Source organism: Streptomyces liangshanensis (assembly GCF_011694815.1).
In the GTDB taxonomy this organism is placed as follows: domain Bacteria; phylum Actinomycetota; class Actinomycetes; order Streptomycetales; family Streptomycetaceae; genus Streptomyces; species Streptomyces liangshanensis.
This window is the reverse complement of sequence record NZ_CP050177.1, coordinates 6,247,635-6,262,749: the sequence shown is the minus strand read 5'-3', so window position 1 is coordinate 6,262,749 and position 15,115 is coordinate 6,247,635. Positions and strand designations below refer to the sequence as shown.

The window sequence follows — 15,115 nt, the reverse complement described above, 5'->3', positions numbered from 1 at the left end:
TCAGCTTCGGGGGGGGCTGCGCCCGGCCGGGCAACAGCGGGGCACGCGGCGTCGGTTCGGACGGCGGCGGGTCAGGAGCCGGACCCCACCCGCGGACGACCGGTACGGCCGGCGTCCCCCGGGTCGTGGTGGCCGGCTGGGTCCGGGTGATCGGCCGGGTCCGGGTCGCCGACGGGATCCCTGTGGCCGGCCGGGTCCTGGTGGTCGGTGGGATCCCGGTCGTCGGCCAGGTCCCGGTGGTCGGTGGTGTCCCCGCCGTAGGTGGGTTCCCGGTGGTCGGCCGGTTCCCGGTCGTCCCCCGGGTCGTGGTGGCCGACGGGGTCCGGGTGGTCGGTGGGATCCCGGTGGCCGGTGGGATTCGGTCGGTCCGCGGGGTCCCGGTCGTCGGCCGGGTCTCGGTCGTCCGCCGGGTCTCGGTCGTCCGCCGGGTTGCGCAGGAAGGACAGGATCGCGCGGGCGACGTCGTCGTTCTGGCGGAAGGCGGGGCCGCCGGTACGGGGGCGGGTGAAGGCGCCGCTGGAGCGCGCGGTCGTGTACGGGCCCAGCGCGAAGCGGCGCGGGTGCGGGCGCCCGTCGCTCTCGACGAGCCGCCCGTCGCCGGGGTCGACCCGGACCAGCCCGGCGGAGGTGGCGGCGGCCCCCTCCTCGTACAGCGCGCGCAGCAGCGGGCTGCGGGTGCGCTCGGGCGACGGGTCGGGGAGCCGGGCCTCGACCAGGGCGCGCGCCTCGACGTGGTGGCCGGGCACGGACGCGCCACCCGCCCGGAAGACGCCGTTCCGCTCGTCGGCCTCGACCGTGGTGTCGGCGCCGAGGAAGCGGACGATCCCGGCCCGGGACAGGGCGAGGAGCTGGCGCAGCCGGGGTCCCGGCGGCCCCGAGGCGAGGTAGCTGAAGAAGCCGTGCCACTGGCCGCCCAGGTCCCCGAGGTCGCCGAGCCGGGTCAACTGCACGTAGACGGAGAGCAGTCCGAAGAACACGGCGAGGTCGGCGCTGTGGGCCGGGTCGTGGCGGCGCGCGAGGTCGGCGGTGACGTAGGCGCGCAGCCCGTCCTGGAGCGCCTCGTGCGACGCGAAGGTCACCCCGGCCAGCGGGCGGTCGAGGAGGGCGAGGTCGAGCCGGTCGGCGGGGTCGGGCACGGCGGCGGCCGTGAGGGCGTCCAGCTCCGGACTGCCGGGCGCGGCGGCGGCGTACTTCTCCTCGAAGTCGGTCCAGGCCATGCGGGTGCGCTCGGGGTGGGCGGTGAAGAGCCGGTGGTAGTGGGCGAAGCCCAGCTCCTTGTCGACCAGGGGCCGGACGTCGCGCCGGAAGTCGAGCGGCCGGGGCAGGCGGAGCAGCTCGTCGATCTGGCCGGGCCCGAGGAAGCGCGGCAGCGGCGGTCTCTCGCCGGTCAGGCCGTACCCGAGCTTGGAGTGGTACGGGACACCGCGCCGCGACCCCACGTACAGCACCGGCTCCCGCCCGGAGGGGTGGTAGACCAGCTCCTCACTGGCCCCCTCCCCCTCCGGCGCCTCGGAGTAGCGCCCGCCGCGGCCCTCGGTGAGCAGCACCATGAGGTCCACGAAGGCGAGGCCGAAGCCGCGCACGATCACCGGTTCGCCGGCGGGCAGGGCGGACAGGTCGCTGTCGGCGGTGAAGTCGGGCGGTACGTGCACCAGCCCGTGCCGCCGGGCGAACGCCGCCAGTTCCACGTGCTCGGGCTCCGGTTCGGCGTCGAGATGCCCGAGGGTCAGGACCACCAGGTCGGCGGGGAGCGGTTCGGTGCGGTCCTCCAGCCAGACGCTCTGCCTGCCGTCGCGCGGTCCGCCGACGCGCAGGGCGCGGGTCGGGTGGCGGTGCAGGGTGACGCCGGGCGGGAGGGCGGCCACCGTCCGCTCGTACACCCAGCTCAGGTAGGCGCTCTGCACCCGCCTGCTGGGAAAGGCCTGGCCGCTCAGGGCCGTTATCTCGGCGCGCAGTCCCGGGTCGGCGCGCACGGTCTCCTCGGAGAGGCCGGCCCTGCCCTCCCCCACGTCCCGTGCCCATTCGTGGAGGGCGGGCCCTTCGGTGACGGGGCCGTCGAGCAGCACGGAGTCGTCGGTGAACATGGTGACGTCCTCGGCCATCGAGTTCATCCAGAGGAGCGGCGACTGCGCGCGGCGCCATATCCGGCCGCCGCCCGGGGGGAACGGGTCGACGAGGTGGATGTCGAGCGGCCGTCCGTCGTACAGGGCGGGCGCGTTGGCGGCGAACCGTTCGAGGAACCCCGTGCCGCGCGGACCCGCGCCGACCACGACGACGGACCGGGTCAGGGCGGGGGTACGGGTGGGGTGCGAGGGCACAGGCATGCGAAGGCTCCGTGGATACAGGGATCGAACACGGGATGTGCCTTCACGGCTGACGCGGGTGGACCGAGCCCCTCAGCGGGGTCCACTCACAGCCCCGAGGCTAAGGGCTCCGTACGGTCCGCTGTCAAGCTTGTCCACACTCCGGGCCTCCGGGGGTACTCGGTTGACGCGCAAACGGATGCCTGTTCCACTTGGCACATGTATGCGCAGCAGTGGCTGGTCACCCGCTCCCACATCGACTTCGGTCGAGTGTGGTCCTCGTCCTGTTGAGCTGACGCCCTGCACGGCCTCCGTACCACCGGCGCTCGTCCGCCGTCTCCCGCGTGCCTTCACATGCGTCGTTCCCCGCGTCACCCCCCTCGCTCCCGCTTTCCCGCTCTCCTCCTCCGGCCCGTCCGGTCAGCAGTCGCAGCCGCAGCCGTCACATCCACAACAGTCGCAATCGCAGTTGCAGCAGTCACAGCAGTCGCAGTCACAGTCACGGCAGATGCCCTCCCGGTCCTTGCGTGACCACGGGCCCTCGTAGCTCTCCGCGCAGCACATCCGGCAGGTGCAGCACAGGCCGACGAAGGCCGCGCAGCCGGCCAGGAACCCGCGCGGTCCGGGCCGGGGCGGCCCGGGGTGCGGCCCCTGCGGCGTACCCGTCGTGGGGTGCGCGCACGCCGTCGTGCCGAACGCCCGGTCCACGGACACGCGCAGTTCGTGGGCGAGCAGGACGTGCGCGAGCCGGCCGTCGGCGAACTCCGCGTCCCGCAGGGCGAGACGGACGCCGCGCACGGCGTCGTCGGCGAGCCTGCGGGCCTCCGCCCTGCTCGTACCGGTCGCGGTCAGCGGGTTCCAGGCTCCTGACGCTGCGTCGGTTTCCTGGTCCTCCACGGCGTCCAGCAGATGGGCGAGCCGTCCGAAGAGCCGTCCGGCCTCGGTCAGCGGCGCGCGGTTGCCCGGCCGGCCCGCGAGGACGGCGGTGTGCGCGAAGGCGGCGCCGGTCGCCGTCTCGGTCGGCTCGGTGACGGCCGGCAGCGCGGTGCCGGGACCGGCGAGGGCCTCGATGCCCTGCTGCCGGTCGACGGCGTCGACCAGGACGGACGTGTCGAATCCCAGCCGCGCGCCGGTGCGGGCGCCCGCCCGGTCCCAGCCGGTGGCGACCCGGCGCGCGGCGGCGGCCAGCGGCTTGCGCTTCAACAGCCCGTCCCCGTCGGCCACGTGGTCCCGTACCTTCGCCGACGCCAGGACCAGTGAGACGGCGGCGGCGAGGCGCGCGCCCTCCCCCCGGGCGACCGGCGCGGTCCGCATGCCGCGCAGCGGACAGGGGCCCGCGGTGCGCCGCCGGGCCGGGTCGGGTCCGGTCTGAGCCTCCGTCAGGACCGAGACGATCAGGCCGTCGTAGTTGGTGACGACCCGGGACAGCTGTCCGTGGTCGGAGCGAAGTGCGAGGCACATTCCGCAGAGATGGGCCGTCCACTCGGCCTTGAGGCCGTCGGTGAGGCGGTGTGTGCATGGTCTGACGATCCCGAACACGACGGTCCCCCCGGAGTCGTTCGTCTGTGCGCAGAGCATCGTATCGACCCCCCGTTCACCCGTACGACCCCCGCGTCACCCATCTGGCCGGAACGTCATATTTTGCACCGCCTCAGGGCCCGTACGCAGGAGGAACCTTGACGAACCGCCACATCTTCTGCACCAGTACCGTCACGAATCCCCTGTGCGGCGGCTATCCCCTTGGCGCGGAATCCGCATCATGGTCGACCATAGGGAGTGCGGAACCACTAGTGACCGCGGTGAGAGGAGGCGTCCATGGGATCGGTGCGCAAGGCGAGTGCTTGGCTGGGCCTCGTCGAGGACAACGACGAGCGTTACTACGACGACGAGTACGCCGAGGGTGCGGAGAGCGACGACACCTGGAAGACCGACCCCCGGGCGCGGGTCGCTTCCCAGGCCGTTCCCGAGGACCGCAGGATCGCCACGGTCTCCCCGGACGGCTTCCGGGACGCCCGGCACATCGGCGAGCTCTTCCGGGCCGGCACCCCGGTCATCATGAACCTCACCGCCATGGAGCCCTCCGACGCCAAGCGGGTCGTGGACTTCGCCGCCGGGCTGGCCTTCGGACTGCGCGGTTCGATCGAGCGGGTCGCCACGCGGGTCTTCCTGCTGACCCCCGCCGACACCGAGATCGTCAGCGGCGACCCCGCGGGGCGCGCGCAGGACGGCTTCTTCAACCAGAGCTGAGCGGGGCGCGCACCGGTCCGCCCGGGCCTGTCCGGTTTCGTCCGGGAACCTCCCGGATCACCGGAAGGCATCGAGACCGGTGAGCGCCTTGCCCAGGACCAACTGGTGCATCTCGACCGTGCCCTCGTAGGTGAGGACCGACTCCAGGTTCGTCGCGTGCCGCATGACCGGGTAGTCGAGCGAGATCCCGTTGGCCCCGAGGATCGTGCGGGCGGTACGGCAGATCCCGATGGCCTCCCGCACGTTGTTCAGCTTCCCGAAGCTGACCTGTTCCGGGCGGAGCCGGCCGGCGTCCATCCGCCGTCCCAGGTGGTGCGCGAGCAGGATGCCCTTGTGCAGTTCGAGGGCCATGTCGGCGAGCTTGGCCTGGGTGAGCTGGAAGCCGCCGATCGGCCGGCCGAACTGCTCCCGCGTCCGCGCGTACTCCAGCGCCGATTCGAAACTGGTGCGCGCGGCTCCCATGGAGCCCCAGACGATCCCGTACCGCGCGTGGTTCAGGCAGCTGAGCGGTCCGCGCAGCCCCGTGACCTCCGGGAGGACGGCGTCGGCCGGCAGCCGTACGCCGTCGAGGACCAGTTCGCCGGTGACCGAGGCGCGCAGCGACCACTTGCGCTTGATCTCGGGGGCGGAGAAGCCGGGGGTGCCGGCCGGGACGAGGAAGCCGCGGACCCCGTCCGGCCGCTCGGTCGTCTGCGCCCAGACGACGGCGACGTCCGCCACCGGGCTGTTGGTGATCCACATCTTGCGGCCGTCGAGGATCCAGTCGGTGCCGTCCCGGCGGGCGCGGGTGCGCATCCCGGCCGGGTCGGAGCCGTGGTCGGGTTCGGTGAGGCCGAAGCAGCCGATCAGCTCGCCGGCCGCCATGCCGGGCAGCCACCGCAGCTTCTGCTCCTCGGAGCCGTAACGGTGGATCGCGTACATGGCCAGGGAGCCCTGGACCGAGACGAGGGAGCGGATGCCGGAGTCGGCGGCCTCCAGCTCCAGGCAGGCGAGCCCGTACTGCACGGCGGTCGCGCCCGCGCAGCCGTATCCGGTCAGGGACATGCCGAGCGCGCCCAGTTCGCCGAGTTCCCGGGCCAGTTCGCGCAGGACGGGCAGCTCGCCCTTCTCGTACCACTCGGCGATGTGCGGCAGGACGCGGTCGGCCGCCCAGGCGCGGACGGTGTCCCGGATCGCCAGGTCCTCCGGGTCGAGCAGGTCGTCGAGGCCGAGCGGATCACCGGGGTCGAAGGACGGTACGGGCATGGGGGCTGCCTCCGGCGGCTCGCGCGGCTCATGAAACTAGCGGTGTTAGTTGCGGCTCGGCGCAGACGTTACGGCGCCGCCGCGGCGACCGCAACGCCCGTGGGACGGGCCGCCACCCGTGGGACGGGCCGTCGGCGGGCCGGGCGTCAGCGGGACGGGCCGCGGGGTACCAGGGCGGTCCGCCGGCCGGGCGCGGGCTGCTGCTTCCCCGGTGGCTCGGCCCGGTCGGCCGGGGCGCGGGACGCGGCGGCCTTGCGCAGGTCCGGTACGTGACGCTCCCGCGGCCGCTGTTCCGGTATCGCGGCCGCCGGGACGGCCACCGCCTCGGGTGTCCCGGCGGCGGTGTCGGCGCCGGGCGCCGCGCACTCCATGATCCGGGGCAGCCGCAGGGCGGCGAGGGCCCCGAGGAGCAGCAGGCCGGCGCTGACCAGCAGGGTGACGTGGAGACCGTGCACGTACGCGTGGCGGGCGGCGCTGCGCAGGGAGTCGCCGGCGGGTCCGCCCAGCCGGTTCGCGACCTGGTAGGCCTCGCCCAGGGACTGGGAGGCGGCCGTGCCGTCCGCCTTGCGGACGCCCTTCACGGAGGACATGGCGGGCGCGTAGGACGCGTTCATCACGCTGCCGAGCAGGGCGATGCCCATGCCCGCGCCCAGTTGGTACGACGTCTCGCCTATGGCGGCGGCCCCGCCGGCCTGTTCGGCGGGGGCCTCGCTGAGCATCGACTCGTAGGCGCCGAAGAGCGTGGACTGCACCCCGAAGCCGAGCAGGACGAAGGCGGCGGTCAGCAGGCCCGGCCGGTCGTGCTGGCCCATCATCACGAGGAGCAGGACGGCGGCGGCGGTGAGGACGAAGCCCCCGGACACCATCCGGCGGGGGCCCACCCGGCGCAGGGTGAGCGATCCGGTGGCGCCCGCGGCCATCGCGGCGAAGGTGAGCGGCAGGAGCCGCAGCCCGGTCTCCAGCGGGCTGAGCCCCAGCACGAGCTGGAGGTACTGGACGGCGATCAGCTCCAGGCCGACCAGCGCGAGCATCGCGAGGACGATGCAGCCGATGGAGACGGAGAAGGTGGGCCTGGCGAACATGCGCATGTCGATCAGCGGGTTGGCGCGGCGGCGCTGCCTCCGTACGAAGAGGACCAGCAGGGCGGCTCCGGCGCAGAGCGGTACGAGGGTCGCGAGGCCGAGGGGGTGCTCGCCGGCGCCGAGGCGTTTCACGCCGAAGACGAGGCCGAGCACGCCCGCCGCCGCCATCAGGGCGCCGAGCACGTCCCAGGGGCCGTCGGAGCTGCCCTTGGACTCGGGGAGCACCAGGCGGCCGAGCGGCAGGATGACGGCCAGCAGCGGGAGGTTGATCAGGAAGACCGAGCCCCACCAGAAGTGCTCGACGAGGAAGCCGCCGAGGACGGGTCCGACGGCGGCGCCGACCGCGGCGACCGCCGTCCACACCCCGATGGCCACCGCCCGCTCGCGCCGGTCGGGGAAGACCGCGCGGAGGATGGAGAGGGTGGCCGGCATGATCATCGCGCCGCCGACGCCGAGCAGGGCGCGGGCCCCGATCAGCACCATGGGCGAGTCCGAGAAGGCGGCGACGGCAGAAGCGGCGGCGAAGAACCCGTACCCGAGCAGGAGGACGCGCCGGCGCCCTATGCGGTCGCCGAGGGTGCCGAAGAGGATCAGCAGCGCGGCGCAGACCAGCGGGTAGGCGTCCACGATCCAGAGGAGCTGGACGCCGCTGGGGTGCAGGTCCTCGGTGACGGAGGGGACGGCCACGTGCAGGACGGTCGCGTCGAGCGCGACCAGCAGCAGGCTGACGCAGAGGACGACCAGGACGACCCAGCGGTTGGCACCGCCGACGGCGGCGCGCGACCGCGCCGCGGCCGTGGTGGTCCCGGTCATCTGAGTACCTCCCGATGCGTCCCCCCGCGCTCGGAGGGCCGGCCGGGATCCCGGCCCGGCAGGGGCGGTTCCGCGGCGACCCCGCATCGACGCGCGGGTGATCCGCCACAGTACGCGAGGGAACGCGCATGTCACGTGGTGCAGGTCTCACCGTTCGGGGGCTCCGGTGTGGCGTGCGCCACACCGGACGCCCCGGGGTGCGGCCGGCGCCCCCGCGAGCGGCAGGGAAATTCCACGCGGCATCCCGGTGAACTAATTCTGTTCCGCACAAAGACGGTTCCGCGAACGCCATGCCGATTAATAGGGTTCGAGGTCACATGGATTTCGGGAACCGGGCCGGATAAACCGTGACCTGAGACATACTCCACATCACATCGTCATCACAAAGAGACCTGATCGCCCTGTTCGGTCACTCACTCGCTGTAACGTCGATTGCGTGCGCACCAACATCTTTGCCCGCCTGGATCGGGAGCTGGAGCCGCCGAAGATAGAGATCCCGCGGATGAGTCGCACCCGCAAGGCTCTCCTCGGCGGGACGTTGGCGTTCTATCTCGCCATCGTCGTGGCCGTGCTCTCCTCTTCCTGGCTGGTGACTCTCGACTGGAAGGTCATGCTGTTCCGGCCGTACCAGCAATGGCCGGGACTCCACGCCTTCCTCGACTACTTCGTGGTGCTCGGGCAGCGCGGCCCCACCGCCGTGATGATCGCGGCCTGGCTGGGGTGGCGCTCCTGGCGCCAGCACACGGTGCGGCCCCTGCTGGCCCTCGGCACGGCCCTGCTGCTGCTCAACATCACGGTCGGCGCGGTCAAGATCGGCCTCGGCCGGCTCGGCCCCCACTACGCGACCCAGATCGGCTCGGCCGAGCTGTTCGCGGGCGGCGATATATTTCCTTCGGGACACACCGCCAACGCCGTCGTGACCTGGGGAATCCTGGCCTACCTGGCCAGTACGCCCCGGGCCAGGCGCTACCTGTCAATCACCTCGTCCATGGTGGCCCTGGGGGTCGGCGCGACCACCGTGTACCTCGGTACGCACTGGCTGAGCGACGTGCTGCTGGGCTGGGCGGCGGGACTGCTGATCCTGCTGGCCCTGCCGTGGTGCGAGCCGATGATCGGCCGGATGGAGCGCGCGATCCTCGCCGTACGGGACTCCGTCCTGGACCGGCTGCGCGCCCGCAGGAGTCTCGCGGCGCAGGCCCCGGTGGCCGCGGGCGGCCCGCGACCGGTCCCGGTCCGGCCCGGGCACGCCGAGGACGACGACACCCCGCGCGAACCGATCGGCGCCGGTCACCCGGGGCGGGCGGGCGCGGGACGGTCCCCGTCGCAGCTCACCCAGCCGCGCCCGCACGCGGTCCGCTCGGAACGTACGCCCGCCGCCCCGGCCGGCAGCCGCCGCCCGCCGCGCTCGCGGCCGGTGACCGGGGGCTGAGCGGCCCTCCTGGCGGCCCGGCGGGGTCTCCAGGACGCTCCCGTGGCACGCGAGAGGCCCCCGGCCGATGCCGGGGGCCTCTCGCGTGCCACGGGAGCGCTGGTGGCCCCTTCCCGCGGGCAGGCGTCTCAGCCGCGCCAGCAGCGCACCACCCGGCCGTGCGCGACCTCGAAGTTGATGCGCCCCACCACGTACTCCATCGTGATGATCGCGCCCGGCGGCACCGACCGGACCGTTGTCCAGCCCCGCCGCCGGGCCCTGTTCCCGGCGTCGTCGGCGTCCAGGCCGACGTACGCGCCGAGGTCGTCGGAAGGCTGGTCCTGAGCGTCCGGTGTGGGTCCCATGCCACTCACGGTAGGCGCCCCCGGGCACGGAAGGAAGCCGGGCAATCGCGGGACCCGGCCTCTTCCGGCCGGTCCGCCGTCACACTTGTGTCACAGGATCGCGGACGGCGCCGGAGCGCCCCGACTTCACTCGTTCGGCCCCCTGATTCGGCACGAAGGAGTAATTCCCTACCCTCTAAGATCAGATAAATTCACCCTTACCGAATTCGGGTCCGTACCGTGCCCGCAAGAACGGCGGCGAATTGTCGGACCATGCGGAATTCACGATTCCCCCGCATGACCCACCGACGGCGAACACGCCCGATCCGATCGATTTCGGTCACTTCGCTCTCAAGTAAGTGCCGCGTCAGTACCCGGCAGGGCTGACGGCGCGAGCCGCCCCGTGGCCGGCCCCGGGGCGGTCAGCTCAGGGCGCCGGCCAGTTGCTCGGCGACCTCGGCGGGCGCGGGCAGGTCGGCGACCTGGTCCGCGATCTCGCGGGCGCGGGCGGCGTACGCCGGGTCGGCGAGCACGTCGGCGGCGGCGCGGGCGACGGCTTCGGGGGTGGCGTCGGCGGGCTGGACGGCGACGCCCGTGCCCGTGGCCTCGACCATGGCGGCCTGGAGGAACTGGTCGGCGCCCTGGGGCACCACGACGAGCGGCAGGCCGCGGGACAGCGCCCCGATGGTGGTGCCGGCGCCGCCGTGGGTGACGACGAGGTCGACGCCGCCCAGCAGTTCCGCGAGCGGGGTGAAGCCGACGAACGTGACCTTGCCGCTGTCGGCGTCGAGGTCGTAGTCGTCCGGTCCGGCCGTCAGGCCCAGCGTGACCCGCAGGTCGACGTCGGACGCGGCGAGCTCCCGCAGGATGGGGCCGAGGACATCGGGGTCGGCGAAGTACGTGCCGAACGTGACCAGGACCCGCTTCCCACCGTCCGCCGCCCGCGCGGGCTCCGGGTCGGGCTTCCCGGAGGCGCCGGGGCCCTGGTGCGCTTCCGGCCGCATCGCGAGCCGGCCTGCCGGGGCCTGCAGGCCGGGGGCCTGCAGGCCGGGGGCCTGGATCGCCTCGGGGCAGGTGTCGACGTACCACCGGGCCGGGGTCGCCTCCAGGCCTCGGCTCTTGTAGCGGGTCCCCGCGACGGCCGCCATGTTGTCGACGAACGCGGCGGGGAGCGCCGGGCCGAGGGCGTGCGTGGCGACCGGGACGCCGAGCGCCGCCGCGACGAGCGGGCCGACGAAGTCGCAGGACTCCGCGACGATCAGGTCGGGGCCGAAGGCGCGGGCGGCGGCGAGGGCGTCATCGGCGGTCAGGTCGACGCGGGTGCCGCCGAAGAACTCCCCGACGAACGTGGGGGCGGGCTCTCCCCGGTCGTCGTGGCCGCCCGTCCTGCGGGACGCCTCCTCGAACAGCACGTCGACCGCGGGTCCGACGCCGAGGAACTCGATGTCCTCCGAAGCGAAGACGGAGGCGAGGGCGTCACCGGTCATGACCGCGACCGTGTCGCCCCGGTCCCGGAACGCGCGGGCGAGAGGGAGCAGCGGGAGGACGTGGCCGTGCTGCGGGGTGGCGGAGAAAAGTATGCGCATATAGGACAACGTAGGCGGATGACCTGGGGGCCCGGCAAAGCCCCCGTCAAGTCCCGATCAAGGCCTGTCAGCGCTCGTCAGGGCTTGTCAGGGCCGGTCCGGGGCGGGTTCCAGGCGTACGCGGAGGCCGTTGTCGGCGGTGTAGCAGGGGGTGGCCGACCAGGCGTCGGGCGACGGGCGGACGAAGCGGGGGTAGACCAGGATGTTCCGCTTGTCCCAGATGTCGTCCAGGATGCGCGAGATCCTGATCCCGTCCGCGTCCGGCGCGGGCCGCAGCCACAGGTCCCAGCCCAGCCGCCGCTCGACCGGCGCGTCCGCCAGGAGGGCGTACGGCAGCGTGAAGGCGAAGGACGAGCCCCGTCCGGTGACCGGGACCCGGTGGACCCGGCCGCCGCCGCTCAGCCGCGCCTCGGCCACCGCGCCGGGCCGCGCCTCGGCGCCGTACAGCACTCCCCCGACCGTCATCGTGCCCCGGTCGCAGCGGATCGCGCCGGCCTCGGCGTGCGGGGTGCGGACCCAGCTGCGGACGGCGAGCCGGCCGTCGCCCGTGGGGTACGGGATGCGGGCGGTGACCCGGTCCTGGCCGGGGACGCGGTCGACGAGCGCCCGGACGTCCCTGACCCCGGGGCGCACGGCGTGCTCGCCGTCGGCGCCGGTCCTGACGTCCCAGTACCCCTCGGCCAGGTGGACGGTGCTGGGCAGCACGGCCCGCAGCGCCCGCCCCGGACCGCCGCCTCCGGTCAGCGGCAGCCGTACCTCCCGGTCGGTGCCGTCGGCGGGGGCGCCGTCGCGGCGGCGCAGCACGAGCGCCGCGGCGGGTCCGGCGGCGCCCGCGACGTCGAAGGTGATGCCGCCCGCGGAGTCGGCGATGCAGTCCGCGACGCGTTCCGCTCGTCCCCCTCGCCGTCCGTTCCGCCCGGTCGCGTCGTCCCGCGCCACGCTCTCCTGCGTCACGTCGTCCTGAGTCATGCGGTCCTGCCCTTCCGGATCACGTCGACTGCGAGGTTGCGCGCGGCGTGCGCGCGGGCCAGCACGGCGCCGCGGCCGCGGTGCAGCGAGTCGTGCCACCTGCCGCGGGAGCCCCTGGCCAGCTCGGCGAAGAGCGCCTCGTGGCGGGTGGCGACCAGCGCCGGGTCGAACCGGGCGGACGCGGTGAGCGCCGCCCGGCCGGCGCGTCCGCGCAGCGCGTCGTCCTGGATCAGCGCGAGCAGCCCGCCGGTGATCGCGGCGACGTCCCCGTTGCGCACGAGCCGCCCGTCGACACCGTCCTCGATGATCTCGGCGGGGCCGTGCGGGCAGTCGGTCGCGACGACCGGGACGCCGCAGCGCATCGCCTCGACGATGGTCATGCCGAAGGACTCCCGGCCGGAGGTGACGGCGGCGACCGATCCCTTGACCCACTCCGCCTCCAGCGGGTCGGCGGACCCCATCAGCAGGACGTGCTCGTGCAGTCCGTGCTCCTCGACGAGCGCGCGCAACGTGTCCTTCTCGTTGCCGGACGCGTCGCCGGAGCCGTAGATCCGCAGGCGCCAGTCGGGGCGGACCTCCACCACCCCGGCGAAGGCCCGTACCAGCAGGTCGTACCGCTTGACCTGGGTGAGCCGGCCGGCCGCGACGACCCATTTCCCGGTGCAGTCGGCGGGGGCGACGGTGGGCGCGGGCACGCCGTTGGGGATCGCCGTGATCCGTACGCCGGGCAGCCGCAGCCCCGTCCGGTACGCGCGGGCGTCGGCCTCGGTGACGGTGGTGACGGCGTCGAGCAGCCGGTAGCGGTGGCGGATCTCGCGGCGCAGGCGGCCGGCGTGGGCGTCGAGGCTCAGGTGCTCCTGGCCGATCCGGACCGGGCCGCGGGGCGCCTGCCGGGCGAGGTGGACGTTGAGCCCGGGGCGGGTGCCGATGACGACGTCCGCCTCCAGGGAGCGCAGGTGGGCGCCGATCCGGTGGTCGGTGAGGGCGCTGTACTGCCGGTACCTGCTGTCGCCGACCGGGAAGATCCGGGCCGGTCCGTGCTCGGCGGCCTCGCCGTCGTACCCGGGGCTGCCGGACCGCAGGTCGACCAGGTGGCGCAGGCCGACCCCGGCGGGGGCGCCCAGGGCGGGTTCCTCGCGGTGCCGGAAGACCGAGACGATCTCGACCTCGTGCCGCTCGGCCAGCGCGGCGGCGAGCGTGAACGTCGCCCGGATCGTCCCGCCGACGGCGTAGGCGTTGTGGAGCAGGAAGGAAAGGCGCATACGTGGGTGGGTCCCCCTGGTCGTCCCGGTCGTATCGGCTCGGTCGGTTAGACGCTCGAATGGAGCGTTCGGTGCCGATTTCGAGCAGATTCGCGTGATCCGGTGCCGGGGGCGGCTCTCCGGCGGGTACGGCGGCGGGGGCGGCCGGCTCCCGCAGGGCCGCCCCGGCCCCGCTCGGGAGCCGCCCCGGACCCGTACTGGGCCGAAAGGAACCGGCCTTTTCCGGCCACCTCTTCCGATCGCCGACTTCCCGATTTGTCGACGGTCACGGCACGGCCGTCCGCCGCGCCGAATCGATCCGTCGACGTGACGACCCTGCCGCCCGCGCGGCCGGGCCAACTTGCCGGTCCGCGCGAGCCGTTGAACGCCATGACTGATTCCGGTCGATCGGTCACCCACGGTGGCGGACGGTTCGATTTCCGTTCCCCGATCCGCGTGACCCGGGCCACGGCTCACCCGTTGTCTTCTTTACGAGCCGGGAACAGCCCGGCCCACGCACCCAGTTCGAGGAGCCACCCGTGCCGCGCATGCTCGATGTCAGCGAGGACGTACGCGCCGAGATCGGCGACGAGGAAGCCGACCGGTTGCTGGCCGGCGACAACTCCCCGGGCAGTTACGACTGCACGTCCTGCCGCACTCCCGGCGACTCCGAACAGGAGCGGACCAGCACAGTGCTGTTCGTCGGCGAGGAGACCGCCGTCCTCGCCTTCGCCCACGCCACCTGCATCCCGTCCCAGGTGGTCCAGGTCGCCGAGGACCAGCTCCAGGGCGCCGTCCGGTCCATCACCGGCAGCGAGTCGGCGCAGCCCGGCACGGCCGGCGGCGACCAGGCCGTCCTGGGCGTCACCAGCGGCCTGGTGCTGATCGAGGGCGATCTGCACCCGGCGCTGGTCGTCGAGCCGACCGCCCCGATCGCCCGCCCCGGCTCGGAGGGGAGCACCGACGAATTCCTCCCGCTCCTCGCCGAGCAGGGCTTCCGGCACGTCTCCGACCTGGAGACGCTGCCCGCGCACCTGCCCGGCTGGTCCGTGCTGCTCGCCATGGGCCAGCTGCACGCCGTGCTCCAGCCGGGCACCGGCGGCAGCGGGTCCGTCGCCTGGTGGCAGGCCCACCAGCCGCTCCAGGTCACCGAGGGGTGGCGGGCGGCGGCCAACCGGTCCAGCACCGTCCTCGTCTTCGCCGCCCCGGTCGGCTCGATCGGCCAGCAGCCCCGCGAGGACCTGCTGCGCGAGGCCCTGGAGAAAGCGGCGGCCAACGGCCGGCTGGTCGCGGCCGCCATGCCGCTCGCGGGCACGTGACGGCGGCCGCGGGCCCGGCCGTACGGCTCACGGAACCTCCGCGGGCGTCGATTTCGCCGGGCACCCCGCATCCGACGGAGAGCGGGGTCGTTGGCACATACGTGCACGCATACGACCCCTCACGCCCGCAGTACCAGAGCCAGATCCCTTCGATGCGCCCCGCGCAGGACGTCGCGGACGGATACTCCACGACGCCCATCTACGACGCCCTGTACTCCGAGTTCCGCCGGTCCTTCCGGGCTCTGCCCGGGGACCGGAGCAACGAGGAGAACCTGGGCTTCACCGCCTTCGGCACCGGGCTGCACGCGTCGTCGCACGGCGGGTACGGCGGACACACGCCGTACGTGGGGTCCTGGCAGCGCGATCCGCGCCAGCCGGGCGCGCGGCACACCCCGGCGGCCCTGCCGCCGGGTCCGCGCCGCGGGCTCTGAGAGACCGGGCCCCGCTCCGGCGACCGGACCGGGACCCCCGTACGTACGAGAGAAGCCGGAAGCTGTGGGGTCCGGCGCGGAACCGTCCGCGCCGGACCCCACAGCTTCCGGCTTTCCCGTGCCGCCG

Annotated in this window: 11 protein-coding genes and 1 pseudogene; 4 read left to right on the top strand and 8 right to left on the bottom strand. The window is 73.9% G+C overall.

Features of this window, described 5'->3' with window-relative positions; genetic code table 11:
- Positions 1-428 precede the first annotated feature (428 nt).
- A pseudogene (locus HA039_RS27235) lies at positions 429-2,324 on the bottom strand (FAD/NAD(P)-binding protein); the annotation flags it as partial.
- 399 nt (positions 2,325-2,723) lie between these two features.
- Positions 2,724-3,881, bottom strand: coding sequence for a DUF5685 family protein (locus HA039_RS27230; RefSeq protein ID WP_167033988.1), 1,158 nt, complete (start codon positions 3,879-3,881; stop codon positions 2,724-2,726).
- Positions 3,882-4,118: 237 nt separating this feature from the next.
- Here HA039_RS27230 and HA039_RS27225 point away from each other — a divergent pair, with 237 nt between their 5' ends.
- Entirely contained in the window at positions 4,119-4,550 is a 432-nt protein-coding gene (locus HA039_RS27225; RefSeq protein ID WP_167033987.1) for a cell division protein SepF, read from the top strand.
- Positions 4,551-4,607: 57 nt separating this feature from the next.
- Here HA039_RS27225 and HA039_RS27220 read toward each other — a convergent pair whose 3' ends face one another.
- Together HA039_RS27220 and HA039_RS27215 are read right to left on the bottom strand one after the other, a co-directional pair.
- A complete protein-coding gene (locus HA039_RS27220; RefSeq protein WP_167033986.1) occupies positions 4,608-5,795 on the bottom strand; it encodes an acyl-CoA dehydrogenase family protein in 1,188 nt (395 codons plus the stop codon).
- A 146-nt stretch (positions 5,796-5,941) separates the two neighbouring features.
- A complete protein-coding gene (locus HA039_RS27215; RefSeq protein WP_167033985.1) occupies positions 5,942-7,690 on the bottom strand; it encodes an MFS transporter in 1,749 nt (582 codons plus the stop codon).
- A gap of 436 nt (positions 7,691-8,126) precedes the next feature.
- Between HA039_RS27215 and HA039_RS27210 the strand changes: the two genes are divergently transcribed.
- A complete protein-coding gene (locus HA039_RS27210; protein ID WP_167033984.1) occupies positions 8,127-9,119 on the top strand; it encodes a phosphatase PAP2 family protein in 993 nt (330 codons plus the stop codon).
- A gap of 128 nt (positions 9,120-9,247) precedes the next feature.
- On the opposite strand, the gene HA039_RS27205 is transcribed toward HA039_RS27210, so the two are convergent.
- The 4 genes from HA039_RS27205 to HA039_RS27190 form a co-directional block, all read right to left on the bottom strand.
- A complete protein-coding gene (locus HA039_RS27205) occupies positions 9,248-9,463 on the bottom strand; it encodes an I78 family peptidase inhibitor (protein WP_167033983.1) in 216 nt (71 codons plus the stop codon).
- 401 nt (positions 9,464-9,864) lie between these two features.
- Positions 9,865-11,028, bottom strand: a complete 1,164-nt coding sequence (locus HA039_RS27200) for a glycosyltransferase (RefSeq protein ID WP_167033982.1) — start codon at positions 11,026-11,028, stop codon at positions 9,865-9,867.
- Positions 11,029-11,115: 87 nt separating this feature from the next.
- Positions 11,116-11,997, bottom strand: coding sequence for a hypothetical protein (locus tag HA039_RS27195; RefSeq protein ID WP_243869774.1), 882 nt, complete (start codon positions 11,995-11,997; stop codon positions 11,116-11,118).
- The gene (locus HA039_RS27190) at positions 11,994-13,259 is read right to left on the bottom strand and encodes a glycosyltransferase (protein ID WP_167033981.1); all 1,266 of its coding nucleotides are present in this window, start codon (positions 13,257-13,259) and stop codon (positions 11,994-11,996) included. Before HA039_RS27190 ends, HA039_RS27195 begins: the two co-directional genes overlap by 4 nt.
- Before the next feature lie 518 nt (positions 13,260-13,777).
- On the opposite strand from HA039_RS27190, the gene HA039_RS27185 reads away from it, so the two are divergent.
- Both HA039_RS27185 and HA039_RS27180 read left to right on the top strand, forming a co-directional pair.
- Positions 13,778-14,557 (top strand): hypothetical protein, encoded by a 780-nt coding sequence (locus tag HA039_RS27185; RefSeq protein ID WP_167033980.1) that lies wholly within the window; start codon positions 13,778-13,780, stop codon positions 14,555-14,557.
- A 101-nt stretch (positions 14,558-14,658) separates the two neighbouring features.
- Positions 14,659-14,988, top strand: coding sequence for a hypothetical protein (locus HA039_RS27180; RefSeq protein WP_167033979.1), 330 nt, complete (start codon positions 14,659-14,661; stop codon positions 14,986-14,988).
- Positions 14,989-15,115: the final 127 nt, after the last annotated feature.